Genomic DNA, 26,213 nt, shown 5'->3' with positions numbered 1-26,213 from the left:
GGTTAGCCGCGGGCGGGCGTGGGAGCGGGCGTCGCCGCAGCTGGCGCGGTGCCGGCCGCGCGCAGTGGCGGCGTGTCGTGGGCAGCGGTCGCGGATGCCGGCTGCGCAGCCGTTGTGGTCTGCGCGGGCTGCGTGATTCGCGCGGATGAAGCGGATGACGCAGACGAAGCAGACGAAGCAGACGAAGCAGACGAAGCAGACGAAGCAGACGAAGCAGACGAAGCGGACGAAGTCGCCGGAACCGGCGAAGTGCCAACCGGTGTCGCCTCGCGCGCGGTCGCCACGATCTTCACGGCCTCGCCGGCCGTGATCGCATCGCCCGGGTTGTCTATCACGCGATCGTTGGCCGCGAGCCCGGCGACGATCTCCACGCGCGTGCCGAAATCGCGCCCGATCTGAACGGTTTTCAGCACGGTTCTGCCGTTCGCGCCGACGGTCGCGACCGTCACGCCGTTCGGGCGGAACAGCAGCGCGCTGACCGGCAGTTCGAGCGCCGGCGCCGCGCTCGGCACGACGAGATGCGCCTGCGCATACGCACCGGGCATCAACGCGCCGTCGCGGTTGTCGACGTCGATCTCGACACGCAGCGTGCGCGTGACCGGGTCGATCGCGCCCGCGCTGCGCGCAACGCGCGCGGCAAAGCGCCGTCCCGGATATTGCGGGGTCGTCAGGTACACCTGCGTGCCGGTCGACACGCCGGCCGCGCTGTCCTGCGGCACGTCGACGAACACGCGCAGCGTGTCCGTCTGCTCCAGATGGAACAGTTCGCCGGACAGCCCGGGGCTGCCGGGCGTGCCGCCTGCCGTGACGAGCGTGCCGACGTCGACGTTGCGCGCGGTGATCACGCCGTCGAACGGTGCCGTGACGGACTCGTACGACACCAGTTCGGCAAGGTGCGCGACGTTCGCCTGCGCTGACGCGAGCATCGCGCGCTTTGCGTTCATGTCCGCGACTTTCGTGTCGGTGTCCTGCTGCGACACCGATTGCGTCTGCAGCATGTCCTGCCAGCGCTGTGCGGTGGATTTCGCATAGTCGTAATTCGCCTGCGCGCTGGCTTCGTCCGCCCGCGCCTGGCGCAACTGCGCATCGAGATCGGGCGCCGAAATCTGCGCGAGCGTCTGGCCGGCTTTCACGTGCGTGCCGAGATCGGCGCTCCAGTGCGCAATGTAGCCACTCGTGCGTGCGTAGATCGAAGCATCCGCATACGGCGCGACCGAGCCGGGCAGCGTCAGCGTCTGGTCGGCCGGCGCCACGCCGGGCGCGATGACCGACACCGGCAGCGCCTGCTGCACGGCCACCTGGGCACGCTGTGCGGCCCGCGCATCGATACGCGGCACGATGCCGAGCGCGAGCAGCGCGGCCGCGAGCGCGACGGCTGCGAGCGGCGCCGCGAGCTTGCGAGGGCGGCGTCCGGGCGGCGCGTCGCGTGCGGCGTCGCGGGCCGCATCGTGCGCCGTGGGCGGCACGGCCGCGGTGACGGTCGGCGTGACCGCAGTGGCCGCTTCGGCGGGCGGCGGGGCAACGGGTTCGATCGAGTCGTTCATGATGGGTCCGGGGTCGGGCGATTCGAAGGATGGAAAGGGGCGGCTGTCCGCGCTCAACCCAGCGCAGGCGTGTCGGGCGCGTGCTGCGGGCGCTGCGCGGCCGCAGCGTCGCGGCGCCGCGCGAGCCATGCGTGGACGAAACCGAACAGCACCGGGACGAACAGCAGCGTCGAGCACGTGCCGAACGCAAGCCCGCCGATCACCGCGCGGCCGAGCGGCGCGTTCTGCTCGCCGCCGTCGCCGAGGCCGAGCGCCATCGGCAGCATGCCGATCAGCATCGCGAGCGCGGTCATCACGACCGGCCGGAAGCGGCTGAAGCCTGCGTCGAGCGCGGCCTGCCACGGCGGCGCGCCGCCGGCAAGCAGTTCGCGCGCCGCGTTCACGACGAGGATGCTGTTCGCGGTCGCGATGCCGATGCACAGGATCGTGCCGGTCAGCGCGGGCACCGACAGCGTGGTGCGCGTGACGAACAGCATCCATGCGATACCGGCGAGCGATGCCGGCAGCCCGCCGACGATCACGAGCGGATCGAGCCACGACTGGAAATTGACGACCATCAGCAGGTAGACGAGCGCGATCGCGAGCACGAGGCCGCCGAGCAGCCCGGCGAACGACTCGTGCATCGCCTGCACCTGGCCGCGCAGCACGATCGACGAACCGGGCGGCAGTTGCGCGCGCGCGGCGTCGACGAGCTTCGTCACGTCGGCGGTGACGCCGCCCAGGTCGCGCCCTTGCACCGACGCGAAGATGTCGAGCACCGGCTGCACGTTGTAGTGCGATACCACCGCCTGCTGCGTCGAGCGCGAGAACGTGCCGAGCGAGCCGAGCAGGTTCTGCGCGGGCGCGCCCGCGGCCGGGCCGCCGGCCGGCGTCTGCGGCCAGTGCGCGGTGCCGTCGGGCAGCGGCACGTTCGCGAGCGACTGCAGCGAATTCACCGTGTATTGCGGCGTCTGCACGAGCACCGGATAGCTGACGCCATTGCGCGGATCGAGCCAGAAGTTCGGCGTCGTCTGCGAACTGCCGGACAGCGCGATCAGCAGGTTCTGCGCGACGTCGCGTTGCTCGAGCCCGGCCTGGATCGCTTTCGTGCGGTCCACGTTCACGTTGATCGCCGGTTCGTCGCCGGGCTGCTGGATGCGCGCGTCGACGAGCCCGCGCACGCCGCGCAGTTTCGCGAGCAGCGCGTTCGCGACCGCGCGGTTCTGGTCGAGCTTGTTGCCGACGATCTGGATGTCGATCGGCGCGGGCAACCCGAAGTTGAGGATCTGGCTGACGATGTCGGCCGGCAGGAATGCGAACGTCACGCCGGGGAACGATTGTGCGAGCACGTTGCGCAGTTTCGCGACGTACGCGGCCGTTGACGCGTGGCCCGCCTTCAGCGTGACGAGCACGTCGGCGTCCTCGGTGCCGATCGGGTCTGACGAGTCGTACGTGAGGTTGATGCCGCTCACCGGCACGCCGATGTTGTCCAGCACGCCGGCGAGTTCGTTCGCCGGAATCACGGTGCGGATCTTCGCCTCGACTTCGTCGGTCAGCCGCGCGGTTTGCTCGATCCGCGTGCCGGTCGGCGCGCGCAGGTGCAGGCGGATCTCGCCGGTGTCGACCGACGGGAAGAAGTCCTGGCCGGCGAACGCGTAGAGGCCGGTCGATGCGATGCACGCGAGCAGGAACGCGGCCGCGAAGCGCCGGCGGCGCGCGATCGCCGCCGACAGCAGCGCACGATAGCGCAGCCGCACGGCCTCGAAGCGATGCTCGAACGCGGCCTGGAAGCGTGCCAGGTGCACGAGCGGCGCCAATACGCCGCGCGCCGGCCGGCTTTGCCCTTTCGCGCGCATCAGCGCCATCGCGAGCGTCGGCACGAGCGTGCGCGAGAAGAAGTACGACGCGATCATCGCGAAGATCACCGCCTCTGCGAGCGGTACGAACAGATAGCGCGCGACGCCGGTGAGCAGGAACATCGGCACGAACACGATGCAGATCGACAGCGTCGACACGAACGTCGGCACCGCGATTTCTCCGGAGCCGGTGAGGATCGCGTCCTCCAGCGGCGCACCCAGCTCGAGATGATGAGTGATGTTCTCGATCGCGACGGTCGCGTCGTCAACGAGGATCCCGACCGCGAGCGCGAGCCCGCCGAGCGTCATGATGTTGATGGTCTGGCCGAGCGCGGACAGCGCGAGCAGCGACGTGAGCACCGCGAGCGGGATCGTGATCGCAATGATCAGCGTCGCGCGCCAGCTGCCGAGAAACAGCAGGATCATCAGCGCGGTCAGGCACGCGGCGATCAGCGCTTCGCGCACGACCCCCTGGACCGCCGACTTCACGAACACCGACTGATCGTCGAGCGGCGTAATGTGCAGCGCCTTCGGCAGCCCGGCCGCGATTTTCGGCAGCATCGCCTTCACCTGGTCGATGATCGTCAGCGTCGACGCGCTGCCGGTCTTCTCGACCGTCAGCAGCGCCGCGCGCTTGCCGTCCGCGCGCACGATGTTGGTCTGCGGCGCGTAGCCGTCGCGAACGTGCGCGACGTCGCGCACGTATACGACGTTGCCGCCGATCGTCTTCACCGGCAGGTCGTTCAGCGCGGCGACCGTTTGCGTGCTGCCGTTCATCTGCACGTTGTATTCGTGCGTACCGATCTTCGCGGTGCCGCCCGGCAGGATCAGGTTCTGCGCGTTGATCGCATTCACGACGTCGATCGGTGCGAGCCCCTTTGCCTGCAGCGCGCGCGTATCGAGATCGACGACGATCTGGCGGATCTTGCCGCCGAACGGCAACGGCACCGCCGCGCCCTGGACGGTCGCGAGCTGCGTGCGGATGAAGCTGTTGCCGAGGTCGTACAGCTGCTGCTCGGGGAGCGTGTCGCTCGACAGCCCGAGCTGCAGGATCGGCACCGTCGACGCGTTGTACGTGATGATGTTCGGCGGCAGCGTGCCGGGCGGCAGGATGCGCAGGATCGACGCGGCGTTGCTCGCGGCTTCGGCGATCGCGCGATTGATGTCGGCGCCCGGATGGAAGAAGATCTTCACGACCGACACGCCGTTCAGCGACTGCGATTCGATATGCTCGATATCGTCGACGTCGGACGTAAGCGCGCGTTCGTAGTTCGACGTGATCCGCTTGGCCATGTCTTCCGCGGAGAAGCCGTTGTACGACCACACGATGCTGACGACCGGAATGTTGATGTTCGGGAAGATGTCGGTCGGCGTGCGCAGCAGCGCGAGCGGTCCCGCGATGAAGATCAGCAGCGCGAGTACGACGAACGTGTAGGGCCTGCGTAATGCCAGCCGGACGATCCACATGATGGTGCTCCTCGAAGCAGGGCATGGATGCCGCGTGCGATGCGGCGAGCATGCAGTCTGCCGGCGCGGCGTTGACCCGATCCTGACCCGAGGATTACGAAGTCGTTATCTGCGAGGGCCGGGCGGTGTCGGCCGTGCCCCGGGCGGCGCATCGCGATGCGGTCCGTCGCTCCCGTCGCCGCGGTGCACGGTGCGCCGCTTCGTCCATATAATGTCCGGCGGAAATTCCGTGCACCGTCGCGTATCTCGCCGATTTCAGGAGCTGGGCCGATGTCGTTGTCCACCGATGCAAACTTCTTCCGCCTTCTTGCCGATTCCTACCGCCGGCTTGTGAACCGCCCGCTCGTTCCCGACGGCATGAGCCCATCCGAAGGCGCGGCGTGGCTGTACGAAAGTGCGCCGTTCGGCGTCCTTGCGCACGATACGTCGGCCGATCCGGTATTCGTGTACGGCAACAAGCGCGCGCAGGCGATTTTCGGATACGACTGGAATGAATTGACGGCATTGCCGTCCCGGCTGTCGGCGGAGCCGATGGAGCGGCACGAGCGCCAGGTGTTTCTCGACAAGGTGATGCGGGACGGCTTCGTATCCGAATACCGCGGCGTGCGGGTGACAAAGTCCGGCAAGCGCTTCCGGATCGAGCGCGCGACCGTGTGGCAGCTCACGGACGCAGACGGAACCGTGCACGGCCAGGCCGCGATGATTCCGGAAGCGAGGCCGCTCGACGCGTCCGAATGAACGCGACGATCGACCGGCATGGCGGTGTATCCGGCGAGCCGGCCGGATAACAAAACCGTAATCGAAGCCTCACCTTCAGGAAAGCGCGCGAATCGCAGAATGGACTCAACTCCTCGTCGCATCGATGCGGAGCGGATGTCCGGCCTGATCTGCGGACGCAAACATGCCATCTTGTGAGGTGAACATCATGAACAACCTGATTCGTGCAGTCCTGCTGTCATGTGCGCTGAGCGCACCGATCGCCGCATTTGCGCAAACCGCCGACCATGCGGTTACGCGTGCCGATGTGCGCGCCGATCTCGTCCGGGTCGAGAAGGCGGGCTATCGTCCGGCCGGCAGCGATCCGTACTATCCCGACGACATCCAGGCCGCGGAAGCGAAGGTCGCCGCGCAGCAATCGCAATCGGCCGCCGCACGGCCCGGCATCGCAGCCAACGCCGCCACGCCGTCGTTTGCATCGCTCGCGTCGCTCGACACGCAGCAGCTGTACGAGCATCACTGAGCGCGGTTCGCGACCGCCGCCCGCGGCCGGACGGCGGCTCGCCCAACGGCTTACATGCCGCAGCCAGTCAGCCTTGATCCGCGTCGAACTCACGACCGGAATGCGAATTTGAACCGGTCCCCGTTCGCATCCGCGCATCGGAAGGGGCGGCGCCGGATGAACCAGCCAGTTAATTTGGTGCGCCGGCGCGCGCTGCGAGGGCAACCGCTGACGCCGGCCCCGGCGCACGCACCGAAATGGGGAATGCGGTTCCCGGGAGTTTTCGTCCGGGCGCCGTGCCGCACGCGTTTCACCGCAATGGCCCGGTTCTTGCTGGAGTGATCCCGGCCGCGCAATCGTTGCGCGCTGCCCGACGACGACACCCAGACAAGGAAGATTCACCGTGAGCCCGACGACCCGACCGTTCCCCCGACGCAGCTTGCTGGCTGCGTTGCTCGCCGCACCCGTGATGGCGCTGCTTGCCGCCGCGCCGGCCCATGCCGACGCGCTCGACACCATCGCGAAAAGCGGCACGCTGCGCGTCGCGGTGCCCGAGGACTATCCGCCTTTCGGCTCGGTCGGCACGGACATGCAGCCGCAAGGCTACGACATCGACATGGCCGGCGTGCTCGCCAAGGCGCTCGGCGTCAAGCTGAAGCTGGTGCCCGTGAACAGTGCGAACCGGATTCCGTACCTGACGACCAACAAGGTCGACATGGTGATCTCGTCGCTCGGCAAGACGCCGGAGCGCGAGAAAGTCATCGATTTCTCGACCGCGTACGCACCGTATTTCCAGGGCGTGTTCGGGCCGTCCGACGTGAAGGTGAGCACGCCCGCCGATCTGACCGGCAAGACGGTCGGCGCGACGCGCGGCGCGCTCGAGGAGATCGCGCTGTCGCAACTCGCGCCGAATGCGACGATCAAGCGCTTCGAGGACAACAACGCGACGATCCAGGCGTTCCTGTCGGGGCAAGTGCAACTGATCGCGGCCGGCAACATCGTTGCGGCGGCGATTCTTGCGAAGAATCCGCCGCGCCGCCCCGAGGTCAAGTTCGTGATCAAGAATTCGCCGTGCTTCGTCGGCGTCAACAAGAACGAACCGCGCCTGCTCGCGAAGATCGACGATGCGATCGCCCATGCGAAGCAGGACGGCACGCTCGGCGAAATGTCGCGAAAGTGGCTCGGCCAGCCGTTGCCGGCCGGGCTGTGACGTATCGCGGCGCTGCCTGACACGTCGCCGCGGCCCGCATGCCGGGCGCGGCGCGTGTCGTTGTCCGACTCTGAATTTATCCGCTTCCCATGAGCTACCAGCTTCAATTCGGCGAACTCGCCGATTACGCCGGCGTGTTCGCGAGCGGCGCGGCGATCACGCTCGCGCTGACCGCGGTCGCGACCGTGCTCGGCGTGGCGCTCGGCGTGCTCGGTGCGGCCGCGTACAGCGCCGACGCGCGCGCGGCCGTGCGCGTGCGCCCGCTGATCGGCGCATACGTCGAGGCGATTCGCAACACGCCGTTCGTCGTCCAGCTGTTTTTCATCTTCTTCGGCTTGCCGGCGCTCGGCGTGCACATCGGCGAATACACGGCCGCGATCCTCGCGATGACGCTCAATCTCGGCGCGTACTCGGTCGAGATCGTGCGCGCGGGCGTGGCCGCCGTGCCGAAGGGGCATCTGGAAGCGGCGTCCGCGCTGGCGATGTCCCGCGCGCAGATGCTGCGTCACGTCGTGCTGCCGCAGGCGCTCGCGAAGGTGTTTCCCGCGCTGTCGAGCCAGATCGTGATCACGATGCTCGGTTCGGCGGTCGTGTCGCAGATCTCGGTGGCCGACCTGACCTATGCGGCCGGCTACATCCAGTCGCGCAACTTCCGCGCGTTCGAAACGTATTTCGTGATCACGCTCGCGTATCTGGCGATGGCGCTGCTGCTGCGCGCCACGCTCGGCGCGATGGGGCGCCGCCTGTTTTCCCGCCGTGTGCGAGGTGCGCGATGACCGATTTCACGTTCGCTCAGATTCTGTCGAACCTGCTGCTGGCCGCGCGCTGGACGATCGTGCTGTCGCTCGTGTCGTTCGTGACGGGCGGCCTTGTCGGGCTCGGGCTGCTCGTGATGCGCGTATCGAGCTCGAAGGTGCTGCGCGGCGCCGCGAAGCTCTATATCGAAGTGTTCCAGGGCACGCCTTTGCTGATGCAGCTGTTCATCGTGTTCTTCGGCCTGCCGCTCGTCGGGCTCGACGTTTCGCCGTGGGTCGCGGCCACTGCCGGGCTCACCTTCTTCACCAGCGCGTATCTTGCCGAGATCTGGCGCGGCTGCGTCGACGCGGTGCCGAAAGGGCAATGGGAAGCGTCGGCGAGCCTCGCGATGAGTTATGTCGAGCAGTTGCGGCACGTGATCCTGCCGCAGGCCGCGCGCATCGCGATCGCGCCGACGGTCGGCTTCGGCGTGCAGGCCGTGAAGGATACGGCGCTGGTGTCGATCATCGGTTTCACCGAGCTGACGAAGGCCGGCATCGCGATCTCGAACGCGACGTTCCGGCCGTTCGTCGTGTACGGCCTTGTCGCGCTGATCTATTTCGCGCTCTGTTATCCGCTTACCCGTTATGCGCGCACGTTGCAAAGGAGATGGCATGCCGCTCGTTGAAACCCGTGGTCTCGAAAAGAACTTCGGCACCCATCACGTGCTCAAGGGCATCGATTTCTCCGTCGAGCGCGGGCAGGTCGTGTCGATCATCGGCCGCAGCGGATCGGGCAAGAGCACGCTGCTGCGTACGCTCAACGGGCTCGAGAGCATCGACGCGGGCACGATCTCGATCGACGGCGAACGCGTCGATGCGCGGCACGCGGACTTGCGTGCGCTGCGGCTGAAGGTCGGCATGGTGTTCCAGCAATACAACCTGTTTCCGCATCTGAGCGCCGGACAGAACGTAATGCTCGCGCAGTCGGTGGTGAAGAAGGCACACCGTCAGCAGGCGCGCGCGATCGCGGAGCTGATGCTCGAGCGCGTCGGCCTCGGCGACAAGTTCGACGCGCTGCCGGAACAGCTGTCGGGCGGTCAGCAGCAGCGCGTCGCAATCGCGCGCGCACTCGCGATGAAACCGAGCGTGCTGCTGTGCGATGAAATCACGTCCGCGCTCGATCCCGAGCTCGTCGGCGAGGTGCTGGGCGTCGTCGAGCAACTTGCGCGCGAGGACATGACGCTGATCATGGTCACCCACGAGATGAACTTCGCGCGTGCGGTGAGCGACCGGATCGTGTTCATGCATCAGGGGCGCGTGTGGGAGAGCGGAACGGCCGACGAGATCTTCGAGCGGCCGCAGACGGTCGAGCTGACGCGGTTTCTGGGCAGCATACGCAATACGGAAGCCGTGGCGCGCTGAGCGATCCTGGCGCCGGGCCTGCGCGCGGCGCCGCGTTCGGCGCAACGGGGCGCGATGCGCGCACGATCAGATGACAAGACCGTAATCGGAGCCTCACCTTCGGGAAAGCGTGCGAATCGCAGAATGGACGCAACTCTTCATCGCATCGATGCGGAGCGGATGTCCGGCCTGATCTGCGGACGCGAACATGCCATCTTGAGAGGTGAACGTCATGAACAAGCTGATTCGTGCAGCATTGCTGTCCTGTGCGCTGAGCGCGCCGATCGTCGCATTTGCGCAAACCGCCGACCATGCGCTCACGCGCGCCGACGTGATCGCCGATCTGGTTCAGGCGCAGCGCGACGGCACCGTGCCGACGTCGAACTGGGATTATCCGCCGAGCGCGCAGACGGTCGCCCGCAATCGTGCGCTGTACGCGATCGCACATGGCGAGCGGGATACGGCGATGGCAGCGACGTCGGCTGCCGTGTCGACTGCGAGCGCGCAATGAACGCGGTCCGTGTATCGACACGCGTGACGGCGCTGGCGATCGTCGCGTGGCTGGCGGCAGTCGCGGCTCCGGCCCCCGCTTTTGCGCGCGGCCAGCCGCTGCTGCCCGATGACGACGGCGGGCGCGCCAGCGTGCTGCGCGCGCTCGATCCCGGCTTCGACGCGGATCGCCCCGTGGTCGCCGCCCGATCGACGCTCGCTCATGCGGTGCCCATCAGCCGCGCGCCGAGCGCGATCCCGCGCGCGGACAATAGCGCGCCGGCCGCCCGCTGACGGGCCTCCCAGCTCGCCAGCGCAGCGTCGAATGCAGTGCCGCGTGCGACGTCGCGCAATGCCTCGGCGAGGCCGACCGCGTTGTCGGCCGCCTTCGCGACGCCCGCCGCGGTGTGCGGACGCACGATGCACGCGGCGTCGCCGAGCAGCACTGCGCGGCCGAACGCCATGCGTGCGGCCGCCAGGTCGAGGATCGCCTGCGCGAACGGTGCGGGTGTCGCGTCGACGAGCGCGGCGAGCGTCGGCGCGAGCATTCGGTCGCCGGCATCCACGAGTTCCGCACGGTTGTCGTCGCGCATCGCGCCGGGCGGCAGCGAGCCTTCGCGCTGCGTGCCGTCGCGCGCAACGAACAGCGACGGTAGCCGGTCGGCAGCGAGCCGCCGATACCACACCCAGTTCACGCGCCGCTTGCCCGGTTCGACCGTACCGTTTGCGCCGGGCACCAGATAGGTCAGAAACAGATGACGATCGCCTTGCTGGAACGTGAACCGGTCGCGCAGCATATACAGCACCTGTTCGGGCAGCGCCTGTTCGTCGACGAGCCCGCGCCATGCGACATAGCCCGCATACGTCGGCCGCGCGTCCGGCAGCAATTGCGCGCGCACGGTTGAACGTCCGCCGTCCGCGCCGATCAACAGGTCGGCCGTCTCGGTCCGGCCGCTCGCGAAGTGCGCGACGACGTGCTCGCCGTCCTGTTCGAGCCGCTCGAATGCGTCGCCCGCGTGTACGATTCCGGCAGGCAGCGCGCGCTTGAGCGCTGTGTAGACCACGTTCCATCCTGTCTGCGTTTGCGGCATCGCGATGCGTTGCACGATCCGATCCTGCGCATCGACGTAGATGCGGTCGACCGAATCGACGCCGGCTTCGCGCGGCAGCGGTACGCCGCCGAACGCGAACGCGCGCTCGATCGGAGGCTGCAGCACGATGCCGCCGCCGCGGCTGTCGAGTTCGTGCGGCGATTGCTCGAATACGCTGACGCGCCAGCCGGCCGCGCGCAGCGCGGTCGCCGCAAACAGCCCGCCGACCGAGCCGCCGACGATGACGGCCTGGCGGCCCGATTCGCGTTCCATCAGTTGTTCCCCCGCTGATGCGGAATCCGGCGGCGCCGCGCGAAACCGGTCTCGCGACGGCCGTGCGTCAGCACGACGACGGCACATTCGCCGGCATCGCGGACGTGCCGGCGGATGCCGTTCGCCGTAACGGTGTGGTGGTTGAGGGCGCGCGTGTCGGTCGTCATGAGCGAATCCCGGTTCGGTGCGGACGGTGCGCCGTGACGCGACAGCCCGATGATTCGCCCAGCATAGGGCAAGCAACGCACGCCGCGGTTGAATCGTTCTGAAGCAGCATGAGCACTCCCGCGCCGCACGCGCCGCGGGTTACCCCCGGCGGCGCTTCGCGGGGGCGTCGGCCGCGACGCGCTGCAGCGCGGCCGGCGTGCCGTTCAGGAACGCATCGATCTGCCGTTCGATTTCGGCGTCGAGATCGTCGGGCACCGGCAGCCCGTACACCCACTTGCGCACGCCGAGATAGAAGATGCTCGCGTGCAGGCTCCACACGAGTTCGATTTCCGCGTTGCGCTGCGTTTCAGACGAGGGCGTCGCGATGTCGTATTCGTGCCGGAGTTCACGCAGCACCGGCAGGAATACGCGTTCGCGCAGCCGTGACAGATAGCGCGTGTTGAAGCCTTCGCGGCTCAGGCCCGCGAAGATGAACGTGCGGATCCATTCGCGCCGCAGGATCGTCTGCGCATACGACCGGTAGAACGCGACGAGCCGCTGCTGCAGCGGCACCGAGCGGTCGGCAATCAGTTTTTCCCAGTCGGGATTCCACGTGTAGACCTCGTCGTATACGCGGTCGATCAGCGCCTCCTTGCTTGGAAAATACCGATAGAGCAGCGGCTGAGTGACGCCGATTTGCCGCGCGAGCTCGCGCGTGCTGCCGGAAAATCCGTGGGTCGCGAAGTGCTCGACCGCCTTTTCGACAATCTGGCGCTCGCGCGCTTCCGGCGTAAGGCGGCGGCCCGGCGTACCGGCCGGCTCGCCGGCGGTCGTCCCGCGCGTGCGGGGCGTTTTGCGCTTGGTTTCGGTCATGCATCGGCTCCTGAATGCCGTCCATTCTGCACTTATCGATCGAAAAATAGCAACGTGCATCAGCGCAGGGCCGGACGCGCCGGCGCGTGCCGCGCCGCATCCGCGTTCAGAAAAATTCAGCTCGCCGCCATGACTTTCAGGCCGGCATTCCCTAGTCTTGCCCCAAACCGCCGCATGAGGCCGAAGCCCTTCGGCCGGCCCGGCCCGCGGTGCAACCGGAACGAACCATGCCTTACCTGATCTGGCCGCGAGCCGACACCGCAGTAGGTCTCCTGCCTCCACTCGTGCGCGTGCCATCGCCCGCGCCGTCGCTGATCGCGCTGGCGCGCCTGCTCGGCATCGTCGTCGGCGGGCGTGCGATCCCGCTCGCACGGGCGCAGCTGAGCCGGCTCGCCGCGCAGGTCCGCGATGCGGACGCAGTCGACAAAACCGTGGAGGCAATGACATGCAGCCCGCGCAAGTAACGGCAGCGGGCGCCGCGGCCCCCGATCACCTGCGCGGCGAGGATGTGTTCCTCGCATCGATCGCCGGCTATGTCGACACGCTCGGCTTCGTCGCGCTGTTCGGGCTCTTCACCGCACATGTCACCGGCAACTTCATCCTGATCGGCTCCGGCCTCGCGGGCGTCGGTCAGGGTCTCATGATCAAGTGGCTCGCGTTTCCGGCATTCATCGCGGGAATCGTCGCCGCCCGGATCCTCGATCACAGGATGCGCGTGCGCGGACATGGCCCGCGCGCGCGCGCGCTGTACGCGCTGCAGACGATCCTGCTCGCCGGATTCATGCTCGCGGGCATCGCGGCGTCGCCGATCGGCAGCGCCGATGCGCCCGCGACGATCGTCTGCGGGCTGCTCGGGGCGGCGGCAATGGGCGTGCAGAACGCGCACGGCCGGCTGACCGCGCGCGCCGTCGTCGCGAACACCGTGATGACCGGCAACGTCACGCAGGCGGTCATCGATGCGTTCGACTGGCTCGTGCCGATCGCCGCGCCGGCCGAGCGGGAGGCCGCCCGCGCACGGCTGCGTCGCATGCTGCCGCCGATTGCCGGCTTCGCGCTCGGCGCGGGCGCCGGGGCGAGCGCGTATTTGTACGCCGCGTTCTGGGCGCTCGCGCTGCCGGTCGCGATGCTCGCTTTTCTTACCTGGCGCTCCGGACGCACCGGCGACGCGTCCGCGTCGCGCTGAACGCCGATTACGCACGCGGCGTCGGCTGCGTGCGCCATCCGCGGGTGCGGCGAGGCCGCCCCGTTGCTTCATTCGTTCAACGCCGGCTTCACGCATGGCTTGATTTGGGTCGGCATGCGGGATTGCCCGCTGCTTCTTCAACCCGATGAGCGGCTTCCTTGCCGATGGAGGTGGCGGTCGGCGCGCGGCGCTTCGTGTCCGCGCGCGACGGCCCGAGCGTGGGGCTGGCATGCGATGCGCTATGGGCCGATGACTAAATCGGCAATCGACGCCGCGCGCCCCGAACACGCACGCATCGTTCAGCGCGCATTCCAGCTGCCGCCGCGCACTTCGGTGGAGAGTCGTGGTAGCGCGGCCATTTCAAGATCGTACAGCGCGCGGACGTATGGCTACATCATGTCGAACGGCAGTATCTCCGCGATGCAGACGCGGACCCCGGTTTCCCGATCTCGCTGCGCGCCTGCGCGCGCTGTGCCTTCCGTCAAGCTGTTCGCCAGCCTGAAGAAGACGGCGATCGTTCTCCGCGATGACGCCGTCCGCGCGCGCGAGCTTTGCTCTGCTACGGCAAGAGCATCCCGCAGCGTCGGACCGTTGAGCGCCGCCGAATCCCGTTCACAGCGGTTCAGCGTCCGACGCGCCGCGACGCGCACGCATGCGCGCCGACGGTCGCCGCCGCATTCGCTCGACGCGTGCCTGTCACGTCGGCGTCGATTCGCCGCGCTTCGCGGAAGCGTCGGCGTGCGCACCGGGCAGCGCGCCGAACATGTGCTGGCTGCATTTCGCGTCGCGCCATGCGGTGCCCAGCCGGATTCCGTCGAACATCCGCCGCACCACCGGAAGAATCTGTTCGCCGGCCAGAATGCCGAGCAGGCCGACCAGGGCGACGGCCGGCGGCGCCGGCGATTGCACGCCGATCAGCGCATATACGACGCCGGCGAGGATGCCGGCGAAAAGCGAAGCAGTGTACGGTTTCATGGGTTTTAAATGGAATGACGACCGTTAAAAATATGAATAAATACCGGTCTGGCGTCGATATGAAAGTCTCGGACCAGCCTAGCAGGTCTGCGCGTCCGGCGTTAGCTTATTCAATGGAATTCAGATCTTTTCAGCTTGAATTTCGACGGTATTGAAAATCAGAACAATTAATTGGCGTGGTCGCGAATTAGCGTATTGAATGATGCGGGCCGGCTGCCGGCTCTTCCGACACAGCGCATCAAGCGCCGGGGGGATGCGTCGGTCAGGCGAGCCTCATTTTTCTCCGCGTCAAAGGACATCACCACCATGAGCAATCCGAAGCTTGAAGTACTTACCCCGCAGAACAGCCAGCTGATCTTCATCGACCAGCAGCCGCAAATGGCGTTCGGCGTGCAGTCGATCGATCGTCAGACGCTGAAGAACAACGTCGTCGGGCTCGCCAAGGCCGCGAAGGTCTTCAACATCCCGACCACGATCACGACGGTCGAAAGCGACAGCTTCTCGGGCCATACCTATCCGGAACTGCTGGACGTGTTCCCGAACCAGAAGACGCTCGAACGCACGTCGATGAACTCGTGGGACGACCAGAAGGTGCGCGACGCGCTGGCCGCGAACGGCCGCAAGAAGGTCGTCGTGTCGGGCCTGTGGACCGAAGTCTGCAATACGACGTTCGCGCTGTGCGCGATGCTCGAAGGCGACTACGAAATCTACATGGTCGCCGACGCGTCGGGCGGCACGTCGCAGGCCGCGCATGACATCGCGATGCAGCGCATGGTGCAGGCCGGCGTGGTGCCGGTTACGTGGCAGCAGGTTCTGCTCGAATGGCAGCGCGACTGGGCTCGCCGCGAGACGTACGACGCCGTGATGGCGATCGCCAAGGAGCATTCGGGCGCGTACGGGATGGGCGTCGACTACGCGTACACGATGGTCCACAAGGCGGCGCCGCGCACGGCGACGCCGCACGAGTCGATTCCGCCGGCTCCGGCGAAGTAAGCGCAGACGGCCAGCAACCGTCGATGCCGGTGCGGCGGGTTCGATACGGACCCGCCGCGTTTGGCGCCATTGCCGCGGGCGGCGGACTTGACCGAGACGCGAATGCTGCCCGCGGCGCGCCGACCGGAACACTGCCCTGAGCATTTGAAATTGTCCGGGAGATTTATTGCATGGAACCGTATCTGGTTTCCCTTGGTGCGGGCGTGCTGATCGGTGTGATTTACAGCGCCATCAAGGTTCGCTCTCCCGCACCACCGTTGATTGCGCTGGTCGGGTTGCTCGGCATGCTGATTGGCGTGCAAGCCTTGCCAACCGTCAAACAACTCTTTGGCTTCTGATCGATAACAGGTAATGCATATGACCGCAACCGTGACCCAACCGGATCTGATCCTGCACAACGGACGATTCACGACGCTCGACCGCGCGAACCCCGTCGCAACCGCGGTCGCGATTGCCGCCGGGCGCTTCGTCGCCGTCGGCAGCGAAGCGGAGGTGATGCCGCTCGCGGGCCGCGCGACGAAGGTCGTCGATCTCGGCGGCCGCGGCGTGCTGCCCGGTCTGATCGACAACCACTGCCACGTGATTCGCGGCGGCCTGAACTACAACATGGAGCTGCGCTGGGACGGCGTGCCCTCGCTCGCCGTCGCGATGGAGATGCTGAAGCAGCAGGTCGCGATCACGCCGGCGCCGCAGTGGGTGCGCGTGGTCGGCGGCTTCACCGAGCATCAGTTCGTGGAGAAACGGCTGCCGACGATCGACGAGCTCAATGCGGTTGCACCCGACACGCCGGTGTTCATCCTGCACCTGTACGATCGCGCGCTGCTGAACGCGGCCGCGCTGCGCGTGGTCGGCTATACGAAGGACACGCCCGAGCCGCCGGGCGGGACAATCCTTCGCGATGCCGCAGGCAACCCGACCGGCCTGCTGCTCGCGAATCCGAACGCGACGATCCTTTACGCGACGCTCGCGAAGGGGCCGAAGCTGCCGTTCGAGTATCAGTACAACTCGACGCGCCACTTCATGCGCGAGCTGAACCGGCTCGGCGTGACCGGCGTGATCGACGCGGGCGGCGGCTCGCAGAATTACCCCGACGATTACGAAGTGATCCGCAAGCTGCACGATGCGGGCGAGATGACGATCCGGATCGCATACAACCTGTTCACGCAGAAGCCGAACGCGGAGAAGGAAGACTTCGTGAACTGGACGAAGAGCGTCAAGTATCACGACGGCACCGATTACTTCCGCAACAACGGCGCGGGCGAGATGCTGGCGTTTTCGGCGGCCGACTTCGAAGACTTCCGCGTCGCGCGTCCGGATCTGCCCGAGCAGATGGAGGACGATCTGGAAGGCGTCGTGCGCGTGCTCGCGGAAAACCGCTGGCCGTGGCGCATGCACGCGACGTATGACGAAACCATCAGCCGCGCGCTCGACGTGTTCGAGAAGGTCAACGAGGACATCCCGCTTGAAGGGCTGAACTGGTTCTTCGATCACGCGGAAACGATCACCGAGAAGTCGATGGACCGGATCGCCGCGCTCGGCGGCGGCGTCGCGGTGCAGCACCGGATGGCCTACCAGGGCGAGTACTTCGTCGAGCGCTACGGCGCGCAGGCCGCGGAGGCGACGCCGCCGGTCGCGAAGATGCTCGGCAAGGGGCTGAAGGTATCGGCCGGCACCGACGCGACGCGCGTCGCGTCGTACAACCCGTGGGTGTCGCTTGCATGGCTGGTGACGGGCAAGACGGTCGGCGGGATGCGCATGTATCCGCAGCGCAACCTGCTGGATCGCGAAACCGCGCTGCGGATGTGGACCGAGTACGTCACGTGGTTTTCGAACGAGGAAGGCAAGAAAGGACGGATCGCGGTCGGGCAGCTTGCCGACCTGATGGTCCCGGATCGCGACTTCTTCACATGTCCGGAGGACGATATCGCCGGCACGACGGCGTTGCTGACGGTGGTCGGCGGGAAGATCGTGTGGGGTGCGGGGCCGTTCGAACCGCACGACGCGCCGATTCCGCCCGCGATGCCGGACTGGTCGCCGGTGCGCGCATACGGCGGCTATGGCGGCTGGGGCGCGACGCAGCGTAACGGTGCGCCGCTGCAACGCGCGGCGGCCGCCGCGATGTGCGGCTGCGCCAATGCATGCAACGTTCACCAGCATGCGCACGCGAGCGCTTGGGCAAGCGCGCTGCCGACATCGGACGCGAAGGGCTTCTGGGGCGCGTTCGGCTGTTCGTGCTGGGCCGTCTGACATGACGGCGCGTACCGCCTACGGCACCCCGGCGTGGGTTCGTGCGCCGCTGTCGCAGGCATGCGCGCTCCGGAACGACGCCATGGCCGGATGCCAGTCGGCAAACTGATCCGGCCGGCGTAACCCGAATGCGATATGCAGCCGCACCTGCCGAGCGGGAAGCCACGCACGCGCTTGCGGTGCTCGCGCTTCTCGCCTGCCGTCCAGGCCGCCCGACCCCGTGGCCTGCATCCCGCTGAATCCGAATCCGCGCGCGGCGCCGAGCCGCGCGCGTCACCATCAAGGAGAAAATCAATGAGTTCACTGAACCTGCGCCACCTGCTGCGCATGACCGCCGCGTCGTCAGCCGTGCTCGCCGCACTGCTGGCCGGCGCGCCGGTGCTCGCCGACGAAACCCACCTCGACGACATCGCGGCGCCGGCTGCCGCGGCGCGTTTTCCCGCGGTCGCGGTCGGCCCGCAGTACGACACCACCCACGTGTGCGTCGCGCCGGAAGACTTCGATCGCTTCACCGACAGCTTCGTCGCGACGTTCGGCGGCAAGAAGTCGAAGCAGGGCGTGTTCCAGGTCACGCCGACGCCGAGCCAGACGATGTCGCAACTCGTGCTGACGCCGGTCGGCACGATCTCGGTGTTCGGCTTCAAGACGCCGATTCCGTATCCGTTCTGCGCGGAGCGCACCGGCTATCTCGTCACCGACATGGACGTCGCGGTGAAGTCGGCGCGCGCGCACGGCGCCGACGTGGTCGTCGCGACGTTTCCCGATCCGATCGGCCGCGACGCGATCGTCCGCTGGCCGGGCGGCGTGAACATGCAGCTGTACTGGCACACGCAGGCGCCGAACTACGACCCGCTGCAGACGGTGCCGGAGAACCGCGTGTACGTGTCGCCGGAAACCGCGGGCAAGCTCGCGCGCAACTTCGCCGCGTTCTCGCACGGCAAGATCGTGTCCGACGTGCGTCATGCGCCGGGTATCGAGATCGGCCGGCCGAACGACACGTATCGCCGGATCCGGATCGAATCGGCCTTCGGCAAGATGACCGTGCTCGCGACGGACGGGCACCTGCCGTACCCGTTCGGCCGCGAGATGACCGGCTACGAAGTGGCCGACCTCGGCGCGACGCTGAAGCAGGCCGAAGCGGCCGGCGTAACCGTGCTCGTGCCGCCGTTCACGTCGGACGGCCGCGACGCGGCACTCGTGCAGTTCCCCGGCGGCTACGTCGCCGAGATTCACGCTCGGTCGAAATGACGGTGCGCCGGCCGATGAAGCGATCGTTGCGCCGCGCGCTGTCGTGCGTGGTGCTCGCGGGCGGTGCGGCGTCGCACGCGGGCACGGTCTCCGCCGCCGATGCGGGGGCGGTGCCGGCCGGCGAGGCGCCCGCTCCGGCTGCCGCCGCGGCGGCGTGCACCGCGAAACGTCCGACCGTGCTGTTCAACCGCTGGCAGGAGGACTGGTCGGCGCTCGCGAATCCATGCTTGCCGCGCAAGCCGTTCGACTCGCTCAAGTACGTGCCGCTCGGCGACGATCCGTCGACCTACCTGTCGCTCGGCGCGAACCTGCGCGAGCGCTTCGAGCTGAACAACGCGCCGCTGTTCGGCCTTGGCGCCGCGCATGACGACAACTACGTGATCCAGCGCGCGAACGTGCATGCGGACCTGCGCTATCGCGGCCGTCTTCAGGCGTTCGTGCAGTTCGTCGATGCGAGGCCGTTCGGCAAGGATACGGTCGGTGCGGTCGACAAGGATCAGCTCGACCTCGAGCAGGCGTTCGTCGCGTATGTCGATCAGCTGGGGCCCGGCACCTTCAAGACGCGGATCGGCCGCCAGGAAATGGCGTTCGACTTGCAGCGCTTCGTGTCGGTGCGCGACGGTCCGAACGTGCGGCAGGCCTTCGACGCGCTGTGGGCCGATTACGAAATCGGCAAATGGCGCTTGATCGGCTACGTGACGCGCCCGGTGCAGTATCGCGACGCCGCCGCGTTCGACGACGTGTCGAACCGGCATCTGCGCTTCGATGGCGTGCGCGTGGAGCGCAACGGCACGGGACCCGGCGATCTGTCCGCGTACTGGTCGCGCTACACGCGCGACAACGCGCGCTATCCGGATGCATCGGGCACCGAGCGGCGCGACGTGTTCGACATGCGTTACGCGGGCAAGGCCGACGGGCTCGACTGGGACGTCGAGGCGATGGTGCAGACGGGCCGCGTCGGTCAGGACACGATCGGCGCATGGGCGTTCGGCGCGCTCGGCGGCTATACGTTCGCGAAAACGCCCGGCACGCCGCGCATCGGCATTCAGGTCGACGGCGCGTCGGGCGACGCGCATCCGGGCGACCGGCGCGACGGCACGTTCAATCCGATGTTTCCGAACGGCTATTACTTCACGCTCGCCGGTTATACCGGCTACAGCAACCTGATCCACGTGAAGCCGTCGCTGACGTTCAAGCCGGCCAGCTCGGTGACGGTGCTCACTGCGGTCGGCTTCCAGTGGCGTCAGACGACGGCCGACGCGATCTACGGGCAGGGGATGTCGGCGGTGCCCGGCACGGCCGGCAAGGGTAGCGCGTGGACCGGCATGTACGCGCAGGCGCGCGTGGACTGGCTCGTGGACGCGAACGTCGCGCTCGCGATCGAAGCCGTGCACTTCCAGCTCGGCTCGTCGATCCGTGCGCTCGGCGCGCGCAATGCCGACTACGTCGGGATGGAAGCGAAGTTCGGCTGGTGACGGGCGGCGGGCGCACCGCCCGTCACGGCTGCGCGCGCGCGAGCGATTCGACGAAGTCGACGAACGCGGTCACGCGCTTCGAGCCGCGCTGGTTCGGCAGATACAGCGCGGTGATCACCGCGCGCGCGGAGCCGGGCGTCACGTCGTACTGCTCGAACAGCCGCTGCAGGCGGCCGGCTTCGATGTCCGCGCCGACCAGCCAGTCGGGCAGCAGCGCGATGCCGGCGCCATCGAGCGCGGCCGCACGCAGCACCTCGCTGTGATTCGATTTCAGGCGCCCGGCGACGATCACCTGCATCGAGCGTTGCGTGTCGGCGAACGTCCACGCCTGCTGCTCGATCCCGAAGTGAAAGCGCAGGCACGCGTGATCGATCAGCTCGCCCGGCGTCGCGGGCGTGCCGTGCGTGTCGAGGTAGGCGCGGCTCGCGACCACGTAGCGGCGGAAGGTGCCGAGCGGCCGTGCGATGACGTCGGCCGTCGGCGCGGCGTCGCCGAGCCGGATTGCAACGTCGATCCGCGCGGTCACGAGATCGACGCGCTCGTCGGTCAGCTGCAGGTCGACGTCGAGCTTCGGATGGCGTGCGACGAACGCGGCGATGTGCGGCGCGATGCGGCGCAGGCCGTACGCGACCGGCACCGACACGCGCAGCGGTCCGGACGGCTCGTCGCCCCGATCGGCGACGAGCGCGTCGGCGTCGGCCAGTTCCTCGAGCACGCGTTTCGCACGCGCATAGTAGACGGCGCCGGCATCGGACAGCGTCACCTGTCGCGTCGTGCGGTTCAGCAGCACGGTGCCGAGCGACGCCTCGAGCGAATCCACCGCGCGCACCACCGACGACGCAGCGAGATCCAGACGCCGCCCGGCGCTGGAAAAGCCGCCGGCTTCCGCCACTTCGACGAATGCGCGCAGCGCGGAGAATTTGTCCATCGAGTCGCCCTTGTGCGTGTCGCAACGTCGCGTTGCATTCCGCTCGCATTCTAGCGGCGGGCGGCGCGTTCGCGACGCTTGCACGCCGCGTCTTCAGCACGATTCAGACGAACGTTCAGATTGCGACCGCGTGTCATGCGACGCCGGCCGTCGTGCCGCGCGACGCAATGGGGATGACGGCACGGCGGCGCGCGCCGTGCCGAGGGTCAGCGCGAGCGTGCGCGCCGCCACGCGCCGGGAGGGTGGCCGACGATCCGCGCGAACACGCGGTTCAGATGGCTTTGGTCGGCGAAACCGCATGCGACCGCGATGTCGGCGAGCGTCATGTCGGAGGTCTCGATCAGCTCGCGTGCGCGCATCACGCGCTGCTCGAGCAGCCACTGGTGCGGTGTGCTCCCGGTAGTGCGCGAGAACGCGCGGATGAAGTAGCCGCGCGACAGCTCGCATTCGTTCGCCACTTCCTCGATCGACACGCCGAGGTCCGCCTTTTCCATCAGCAGTTCCTTCGCGCGCGCCACTTTCGCCGGCGACAGCACGCCCTTGCGGTCGAGCTCGGTCGTGCGCGCGTTGCCGTAGCGGCGCACGAGGTGCGTGCCGATCGCGAGCCCGACCTGCTCGATGAACAGCGCGTTCAGCGGCCCCGGTGTGTCGAGGCTGTTCGCGACCGCGTGCGCGAGATGGCCGAGCACCGGATCGCGCGTGTCGGGCCGGCACGTGAGGCCGCCGACCGAATTGCCGCCGTGCTCGCGGCCCACGCGTTCCAGATACGCGTGCGGCAGCTCGACCAGCACGAAGTCGAAGCTGCCGTAGAGGTCGGCGCGGAACTGACGCGAAAAATCGCGAATGTAGATCGAGTGAGGCTGGAAGCGGCGCTCGCTCGCGCCTGAGCGCCCATACAGCGTGCGGCGGTGACCGCCGTTCAGCGACACGCCGACGAGGAAGCCGCGGTCGCACGCGGGCATGTCGATATGCTCGACATGCGCGTCGCGCATGCACTTGCGGTGGAGTTTCAGGCCGCCGGACGCCGTCTCGACATCCTTCGACAGGAGGCTCGACACGCAGCCGAGCGTGTCTTTCGGCAACGGCGCGGGCGGTTTCGCAGTCGCTGCGATGATGGAGTCTGACATGGAAATTTCCCGGCGAGGGACTCGGAGCGCGACAGGACGAGTCCAGTTTAAATCGGTGCGTGTACGTTCAAAATCAATTTGCATAAACGTCAGCTTTCTTTTCTGACGAAATGCTTTCAATGCCGGCGCGCAAGGGGGCGTGCATACCGCCCCGCAGGCTTGCGCAGCCTGTACGCGGGCCGCACGGCGAAGTATAGCGCCCCTATTCTTGCGCGCGGGTGAACGGAACGATCCCGTGCACGGGGCCAAGCGCGGTGCAGTGCATTTTCCTCCAAGATTTTCGCGGAGCGCGCGTCTACACTCGAGCCAAATTTGGACATTATTCCGTTCGGCGCCGCAGCGCGCCGGGCTTGAACTTCCCCGCCTGCCGAACTGCCGCGTCCGGCGGGCGCCCATCCCGAGGTACCCGGAGGCGGCCATGATCCAGATCGGAACTTTGTCGGTGGATTTCGAACAGCGCGACATTCGTCGTCACGGCGCGTCGTTGCGCATCGGCGCACGCGCGCTCGATATTCTCGAAGTCCTGCACCGCGCGAGCGGTTCGGTCGTGTCGAAAGACGACATCATGGACGCAGTCTGGCCTGGCCTGATCGTCGAGGAAAACCGCCTGCAGGTGCACGTCGCGACGCTGCGCAAGGCGCTCGGCGCGAGCCGCGATCTGATCAAGACGGTGCCGGGCCGCGGCTATCTGCTGGTTGCGAGCGCGTCGTCGATGCCCGTGCCTGCGCCCGTGGCCGAAACCACGGCCGCCGCGCAGGTGTCGGACGAGACCGGGGTGCCGCCCGCGCCGGCGCCGGCGCCGCTCGTCGGCCGCAACGCCGAAATCGCCCAGATCGTCGACATGCTGGCACGCACGCCGGTCGTGACGCTGGTCGGCGCCGGCGGTATCGGCAAGACGAGCCTCGCCGTGCACGTCGCCCACGACGTGCGCCGCCGGTCGTGCGAACGCGTGCTGTTCGTCGAACTGGCCCGCGCATCGACACGCGATGACGTGCTGGCGGCGATTGCCGCCGAGCTCGGTCTCGACACGCGGTGCGTGCCCGACATCGAGCACATCGGCGCGGCATTCGCGACGTCGCGCTGCCTGCTCGTGCTCGACAACGCCGAGCACATCGTCGATCTCGTCGCGACCCTGGTCGAAACGCTCACGTCGTGCGCCGCGCCGCTGCGCGTGCTGGTGACGAGCCGCGAGCCGCTGCACATTTCGGTCGAAGCGGTGCTGCGCATGAGTCCGCTCGCGGTGCCGGACGGCGATGCGTCCGCCGATGAAATCGTCCGCTGTTCCGCCGTCGAGCTGTTCCTGGAACGCGTGCGCGCGGCCGCACCGGCTTGTCTGGTCGACGACGACGGCGTGCGGCTCGTCGCGGACATCTGCCGGCGCCTGGACGGGCTGCCGCTCGCGATCGAGCTCGCGGCCGCGCGCGTCGCGACGCTCGGGCTCGCGATCGTCGCGTCGCGCCTCGACGACCGGCTCAACCTGCTGACGGGCGGCCTGCGCTCGGCGCTGCCGCGCCACCAGACGCTACGCGCGACGTTCGACTGGAGCTACGTGCTGCTCGATCCGGCCGCCCGCGCGCTGTTCCGGCGGATGGGGTGCTTCATCGGCCCGTTTACGTTCGATGCGGCCCGCGCGGTCGCGACCGAGCCCGACACGTCGCCGGCCGACATGATCGCCGTGCTCGGCGAACTGGTCGCAAAGTCGCTGGTGACTGTCGAATTCCACGGCGCGTATGCGCGTTACCGGCTGACCGAGTCGACGCGTGCGTACGCGCTGGAAAAGCTGCACAACGAAGGGGAATTCGAGCGCATCGCCGCGCGCCACGCGCAGTACGAGCGCGAACAGGCGCAGGCACGCGGCGCTGCGGTTGCGGTGTCGAACGCGGCTGAGGCGGCAGATGTGGAGCGGGTCGATATGCCGGCAGACGATATGCGGCTGGTCGATGCTCAAGCGGCAGATGCACACGTGGCCGATGCGCAAGCGGTAGATGCGCAACCGGTAGATGCGCAACCGGTAGCTGCACAACCGGTAGCTGCACAACCGGTAGCTGCACAACCGGTAGCTGCACAACCGGTAGATGCGGAACCGGTAGATGCGGAACCGGTAGATGCGCAACCCCTAGATATGCAACCGGCAGACGTACGACCGGCAGATGCTCAACCGACCGAGGCTTGCCCCGACGTTCTTCAGCCGCTCGAATCACCCGCCCAAACTGCAACCGAACCCGCGGCCGCCGCCGCGCCCGCCGGCGTGCCCGACTCCGACCTGCTCGAGCGCGCGCTGCTGGAGCCGGCGCGGATGCGCGAATGCACGACGCGGGCGCGCCAGCTGCTCGACCGGCTCGACACGGGCACGGCCGATCCGGTCGACGCCGCGCGCGAGATGCGGCTGCGGGCGGCCTGTGCATCGGCGCTGCTGCATACCGACGGCGACGCGCTCGCCGCCGCCGCGATGTGGGACCGCACGCGCGGCCTTGCCGCGCACATCGGCGACGAAGCATTCGACGCGCGTGCGCTGGTCGGGTTGTGGAACACGATGCTGACGTTGTCCGACATCCACGAATCGCTGCGCTACGCGACCCGCTTCGAGCGTGCGGCCGAGCGGCGCGGCGACCGATCGCAGCGACTGCTCGCGAACGCGATGGTCGCGACGTCGCTGCATTACTTCGGCGAACATGCGCAGGCGCGCGAGCGGCTGGAGGCGGCGACGGCCGAACTCGCGGATGCAGGCGAGCCGCCGTGCGCGCAGGCCGCGCTCGGCGTCGACATGACGACGCTCGCGCGCACGATGCTCACGCGGCTCGTCTGGATGCAGGGCGACCCGGACGAAGCGATGCGCATCGCCGCGCACGCAGTCGACAGCGCGCGCCGCGGCCCGTCGGCGCTCGCGCTGTGCGTCGTGCTCGGCGCGGCCGCCGTGCCGATCGCACTGCGCTACGGCGACCACGACATCACGTCCGACTACCTCGCGACGCTGCGCGAGACCGCCGACGCGCACGGTTTCGACATCTGGCGCAGTCACGCCGAATGCCTGACCGGCCAGTTCGACATCCAGGCCGGTCATCCCGGCGCGGGCCTCGCGCGGCTCGAGCCCGCGTTGCGGCGGGTCGAGGCGAGCGGATTCCGGCGGCTGCTCGCGCCGCTGAACGTCGCGTACGCGGAAGGGCTCGTGCGCACCGGCCGCGCGGCTGAGGCGCGCGCGCGGCTCGACGGGACGCTCGCACGCTGCCGTGCGCACGGCGAGCATCTGTTCGTCCCCGAGCTGTTGCGCGTAAGAGGGATCGCGATGCTCGAACAGGCGCGTACCGCCACCGCCGATTTCGCGGTCGCGTACGAGGCCGACGGCCATCGTCATCTGCAGATGGCGATCCAGACCGCAAACGCGCAGGGTGCGGCGATGTGGGCGCTCCGCAGCGCGCTGGACCTTGCCGATCATCTGATCGAGCGCGGGCGCACCGCGCACGCCTCGACGCTGGTGGCCGGCGTTGCGCGATACTTCGATCCGGATTCGCGCGCGCACGATGTGCGCCGCCTGCTGCGCGTGCAGAATTTCGTCCGTCCGGACGCGCCCGCCGCGCCGCACCGGACGCTCGCGCGCCACGACACCGCCGACGCGGCGCAGCAGGCGGCATAACGATGCGCGAATACGGTGCGGCAGCGCGGCTGCGCAATCGCGGCATGCGCTTGGATGCGGACCTGACGCCCACGTTCGCACGTGTGCCGATGCGGCGCACGGGCCGCGCGACGCCGCGCG

Annotated in this window: 24 protein-coding genes; 16 read left to right on the top strand and 8 right to left on the bottom strand. The window is 68.1% G+C overall.

The features are described from left to right. Positions 1 to 2: 2 nt before the first annotated feature. Together KDW55_RS10545 and KDW55_RS10540 are read right to left on the bottom strand one after the other, a co-directional pair. Positions 3 to 1,544 (bottom strand): efflux RND transporter periplasmic adaptor subunit, encoded by a 1,542-nt coding sequence (locus tag KDW55_RS10545; RefSeq protein WP_212197944.1) that lies wholly within the window; start codon positions 1,542 to 1,544, stop codon positions 3 to 5. A gap of 53 nt (positions 1,545 to 1,597) precedes the next feature. Next, complete coding sequence (locus KDW55_RS10540) at positions 1,598 to 4,846, bottom strand: efflux RND transporter permease subunit (protein WP_069242399.1); 3,249 nt, start codon at positions 4,844 to 4,846, stop codon at positions 1,598 to 1,600. A gap of 270 nt (positions 4,847 to 5,116) precedes the next feature. Here KDW55_RS10540 and KDW55_RS10535 point away from each other — a divergent pair, with 270 nt between their 5' ends. From KDW55_RS10535 to KDW55_RS10500, 8 genes are all read left to right on the top strand, one after another. Then, complete coding sequence (locus KDW55_RS10535; RefSeq protein ID WP_212160715.1) at positions 5,117 to 5,584, top strand: MEKHLA domain-containing protein; 468 nt, start codon at positions 5,117 to 5,119, stop codon at positions 5,582 to 5,584. Between the two features lie 187 nt (positions 5,585 to 5,771). Further along, positions 5,772 to 6,086, top strand: coding sequence for a DUF4148 domain-containing protein (locus KDW55_RS10530; RefSeq protein ID WP_038571989.1), 315 nt, complete (start codon positions 5,772 to 5,774; stop codon positions 6,084 to 6,086). A gap of 382 nt (positions 6,087 to 6,468) precedes the next feature. After that, entirely contained in the window at positions 6,469 to 7,275 is an 807-nt protein-coding gene (locus tag KDW55_RS10525) for a transporter substrate-binding domain-containing protein (protein ID WP_212160716.1), read from the top strand. 89 nt (positions 7,276 to 7,364) lie between these two features. Further along, the gene (locus KDW55_RS10520; RefSeq protein ID WP_038571993.1) at positions 7,365 to 8,051 is read left to right on the top strand and encodes an amino acid ABC transporter permease; all 687 of its coding nucleotides are present in this window, start codon (positions 7,365 to 7,367) and stop codon (positions 8,049 to 8,051) included. Continuing rightward, positions 8,048 to 8,698 carry an amino acid ABC transporter permease gene (locus KDW55_RS10515; RefSeq protein WP_038571996.1) on the top strand — a complete coding sequence of 217 codons (651 nt, stop codon included), beginning with the start codon at positions 8,048 to 8,050 and terminating at the stop codon, positions 8,696 to 8,698. Before KDW55_RS10520 ends, KDW55_RS10515 begins: the two co-directional genes overlap by 4 nt. Further along, positions 8,685 to 9,434 carry an amino acid ABC transporter ATP-binding protein gene (locus KDW55_RS10510; protein ID WP_038571999.1) on the top strand — a complete coding sequence of 250 codons (750 nt, stop codon included), beginning with the start codon at positions 8,685 to 8,687 and terminating at the stop codon, positions 9,432 to 9,434. The genes KDW55_RS10515 and KDW55_RS10510 overlap by 14 nt, the downstream gene beginning before the upstream one ends. A gap of 211 nt (positions 9,435 to 9,645) precedes the next feature. Further along, entirely contained in the window at positions 9,646 to 9,924 is a 279-nt protein-coding gene (locus KDW55_RS10505) for a DUF4148 domain-containing protein (RefSeq protein ID WP_038572001.1), read from the top strand. Continuing rightward, on the top strand, positions 9,921 to 10,196 hold the full coding sequence (locus tag KDW55_RS10500; protein ID WP_212160718.1) for a hypothetical protein: 276 nt from the start codon (positions 9,921 to 9,923) through the stop codon (positions 10,194 to 10,196). The genes KDW55_RS10505 and KDW55_RS10500 overlap by 4 nt, the downstream gene beginning before the upstream one ends. Here KDW55_RS10500 and KDW55_RS10495 read toward each other — a convergent pair. The 3 genes from KDW55_RS10495 to KDW55_RS10485 form a co-directional block, all read right to left on the bottom strand. Continuing rightward, a complete protein-coding gene (locus KDW55_RS10495; RefSeq protein ID WP_212160719.1) occupies positions 10,124 to 11,266 on the bottom strand; it encodes an FAD binding domain-containing protein in 1,143 nt (380 codons plus the stop codon). The two genes, KDW55_RS10500 and KDW55_RS10495, sit on opposite strands and share 73 nt — an antisense overlap. Next, the gene (locus KDW55_RS10490) at positions 11,266 to 11,433 is read right to left on the bottom strand and encodes a hypothetical protein (RefSeq protein ID WP_249173951.1); all 168 of its coding nucleotides are present in this window, start codon (positions 11,431 to 11,433) and stop codon (positions 11,266 to 11,268) included. Before KDW55_RS10490 ends, KDW55_RS10495 begins: the two co-directional genes overlap by 1 nt. Before the next feature lie 139 nt (positions 11,434 to 11,572). After that, complete coding sequence (locus KDW55_RS10485) at positions 11,573 to 12,286, bottom strand: TetR/AcrR family transcriptional regulator (protein ID WP_038572008.1); 714 nt, start codon at positions 12,284 to 12,286, stop codon at positions 11,573 to 11,575. Positions 12,287 to 12,513: 227 nt separating this feature from the next. Between KDW55_RS10485 and KDW55_RS10480 the strand changes: the two genes are divergently transcribed. Then, on the top strand, positions 12,514 to 12,750 hold the full coding sequence (locus KDW55_RS10480) for a DUF1427 family protein (RefSeq protein WP_212160720.1): 237 nt from the start codon (positions 12,514 to 12,516) through the stop codon (positions 12,748 to 12,750). Next, positions 12,732 to 13,469: a YoaK family protein gene (locus tag KDW55_RS10475; protein ID WP_212160721.1), complete on the top strand. Its 738-nt coding sequence runs from the start codon at positions 12,732 to 12,734 to the stop codon at positions 13,467 to 13,469. Before KDW55_RS10480 ends, KDW55_RS10475 begins: the two co-directional genes overlap by 19 nt. 696 nt (positions 13,470 to 14,165) lie before the next feature. On the opposite strand, the gene KDW55_RS10470 is transcribed toward KDW55_RS10475, so the two are convergent. Next, positions 14,166 to 14,444, bottom strand: coding sequence for a XapX domain-containing protein (locus KDW55_RS10470; RefSeq protein ID WP_038572012.1), 279 nt, complete (start codon positions 14,442 to 14,444; stop codon positions 14,166 to 14,168). A gap of 306 nt (positions 14,445 to 14,750) precedes the next feature. Here KDW55_RS10470 and KDW55_RS10465 point away from each other — a divergent pair, with 306 nt between their 5' ends. The 5 genes from KDW55_RS10465 to KDW55_RS10445 all read left to right on the top strand — a co-directional run bounded on the left by KDW55_RS10465 (position 14,751) and on the right by KDW55_RS10445 (position 20,407). After that, complete coding sequence (locus KDW55_RS10465) at positions 14,751 to 15,437, top strand: hydrolase (protein ID WP_212160722.1); 687 nt, start codon at positions 14,751 to 14,753, stop codon at positions 15,435 to 15,437. Between the two features lie 170 nt (positions 15,438 to 15,607). Next, positions 15,608 to 15,775 carry a DUF1427 family protein gene (locus tag KDW55_RS10460; protein ID WP_034185508.1) on the top strand — a complete coding sequence of 56 codons (168 nt, stop codon included), beginning with the start codon at positions 15,608 to 15,610 and terminating at the stop codon, positions 15,773 to 15,775. 19 nt (positions 15,776 to 15,794) lie between these two features. Continuing rightward, a complete protein-coding gene (locus KDW55_RS10455) occupies positions 15,795 to 17,684 on the top strand; it encodes an amidohydrolase (protein WP_212160724.1) in 1,890 nt (629 codons plus the stop codon). 294 nt (positions 17,685 to 17,978) lie between these two features. Continuing rightward, positions 17,979 to 18,932 (top strand): glyoxalase, encoded by a 954-nt coding sequence (locus KDW55_RS10450; protein ID WP_038572019.1) that lies wholly within the window; start codon positions 17,979 to 17,981, stop codon positions 18,930 to 18,932. A gap of 14 nt (positions 18,933 to 18,946) precedes the next feature. Beyond that, on the top strand, positions 18,947 to 20,407 hold the full coding sequence (locus KDW55_RS10445) for an alginate export family protein (protein WP_212160725.1): 1,461 nt from the start codon (positions 18,947 to 18,949) through the stop codon (positions 20,405 to 20,407). A gap of 22 nt (positions 20,408 to 20,429) precedes the next feature. Here the strand turns inward: KDW55_RS10445 and KDW55_RS10440 are convergent, their stop codons facing one another. Further along, positions 20,430 to 21,335, bottom strand: coding sequence for a LysR family transcriptional regulator (locus KDW55_RS10440; protein WP_069242407.1), 906 nt, complete (start codon positions 21,333 to 21,335; stop codon positions 20,430 to 20,432). Positions 21,336 to 21,541: 206 nt separating this feature from the next. Beyond that, positions 21,542 to 22,462 carry an AraC family transcriptional regulator gene (locus KDW55_RS10435; RefSeq protein ID WP_212160726.1) on the bottom strand — a complete coding sequence of 307 codons (921 nt, stop codon included), beginning with the start codon at positions 22,460 to 22,462 and terminating at the stop codon, positions 21,542 to 21,544. Positions 22,463 to 22,880: 418 nt separating this feature from the next. On the opposite strand from KDW55_RS10435, the gene KDW55_RS29405 reads away from it, so the two are divergent. Beyond that, positions 22,881 to 26,093: a winged helix-turn-helix domain-containing protein gene (locus KDW55_RS29405; protein WP_249173952.1), complete on the top strand. Its 3,213-nt coding sequence runs from the start codon at positions 22,881 to 22,883 to the stop codon at positions 26,091 to 26,093. Positions 26,094 to 26,213: the final 120 nt, after the last annotated feature.

Source organism: Burkholderia sp. AU19243 (assembly GCF_018148075.1).
Lineage (GTDB): Bacteria > Pseudomonadota > Gammaproteobacteria > Burkholderiales > Burkholderiaceae > Burkholderia > Burkholderia latens_A.
This window is presented reverse-complemented; position numbering and strand designations above follow the sequence as displayed.

Coding starts and splice junctions, on each gene's coding strand:
- KDW55_RS10470 (WP_038572012.1), bottom strand. CDS start 14,444: ATGAAACCGTACACTGCTTCGCTTTTCGCCGGCATCCTCGCCGGCGTC.
- KDW55_RS10545 (WP_212197944.1), bottom strand. CDS start 1,544: ATGAACGACTCGATCGAACCCGTTGCCCCGCCGCCCGCCGAAGCGGCC.
- KDW55_RS10435 (WP_212160726.1), bottom strand. CDS start 22,462: ATGTCAGACTCCATCATCGCAGCGACTGCGAAACCGCCCGCGCCGTTG.
- KDW55_RS10450 (WP_038572019.1), top strand. CDS start 17,979: ATGAGTTCACTGAACCTGCGCCACCTGCTGCGCATGACCGCCGCGTCG.
- KDW55_RS10500 (WP_212160718.1), top strand. CDS start 9,921: ATGAACGCGGTCCGTGTATCGACACGCGTGACGGCGCTGGCGATCGTC.
- KDW55_RS10530 (WP_038571989.1), top strand. CDS start 5,772: ATGAACAACCTGATTCGTGCAGTCCTGCTGTCATGTGCGCTGAGCGCA.
- KDW55_RS10455 (WP_212160724.1), top strand. CDS start 15,795: ATGACCGCAACCGTGACCCAACCGGATCTGATCCTGCACAACGGACGA.
- KDW55_RS29405 (WP_249173952.1), top strand. CDS start 22,881: ATGATCCAGATCGGAACTTTGTCGGTGGATTTCGAACAGCGCGACATT.
- KDW55_RS10440 (WP_069242407.1), bottom strand. CDS start 21,335: ATGGACAAATTCTCCGCGCTGCGCGCATTCGTCGAAGTGGCGGAAGCC.
- KDW55_RS10465 (WP_212160722.1), top strand. CDS start 14,751: ATGAGCAATCCGAAGCTTGAAGTACTTACCCCGCAGAACAGCCAGCTG.
- KDW55_RS10510 (WP_038571999.1), top strand. CDS start 8,685: ATGCCGCTCGTTGAAACCCGTGGTCTCGAAAAGAACTTCGGCACCCAT.
- KDW55_RS10515 (WP_038571996.1), top strand. CDS start 8,048: ATGACCGATTTCACGTTCGCTCAGATTCTGTCGAACCTGCTGCTGGCC.
- KDW55_RS10445 (WP_212160725.1), top strand. CDS start 18,947: ATGAAGCGATCGTTGCGCCGCGCGCTGTCGTGCGTGGTGCTCGCGGGC.
- KDW55_RS10495 (WP_212160719.1), bottom strand. CDS start 11,266: ATGGAACGCGAATCGGGCCGCCAGGCCGTCATCGTCGGCGGCTCGGTC.
- KDW55_RS10535 (WP_212160715.1), top strand. CDS start 5,117: ATGTCGTTGTCCACCGATGCAAACTTCTTCCGCCTTCTTGCCGATTCC.
- KDW55_RS10480 (WP_212160720.1), top strand. CDS start 12,514: ATGCCTTACCTGATCTGGCCGCGAGCCGACACCGCAGTAGGTCTCCTG.
- KDW55_RS10485 (WP_038572008.1), bottom strand. CDS start 12,286: ATGACCGAAACCAAGCGCAAAACGCCCCGCACGCGCGGGACGACCGCC.
- KDW55_RS10505 (WP_038572001.1), top strand. CDS start 9,646: ATGAACAAGCTGATTCGTGCAGCATTGCTGTCCTGTGCGCTGAGCGCG.
- KDW55_RS10490 (WP_249173951.1), bottom strand. CDS start 11,433: ATGACGACCGACACGCGCGCCCTCAACCACCACACCGTTACGGCGAAC.
- KDW55_RS10460 (WP_034185508.1), top strand. CDS start 15,608: ATGGAACCGTATCTGGTTTCCCTTGGTGCGGGCGTGCTGATCGGTGTG.
- KDW55_RS10540 (WP_069242399.1), bottom strand. CDS start 4,846: ATGTGGATCGTCCGGCTGGCATTACGCAGGCCCTACACGTTCGTCGTA.
- KDW55_RS10475 (WP_212160721.1), top strand. CDS start 12,732: ATGCAGCCCGCGCAAGTAACGGCAGCGGGCGCCGCGGCCCCCGATCAC.
- KDW55_RS10520 (WP_038571993.1), top strand. CDS start 7,365: ATGAGCTACCAGCTTCAATTCGGCGAACTCGCCGATTACGCCGGCGTG.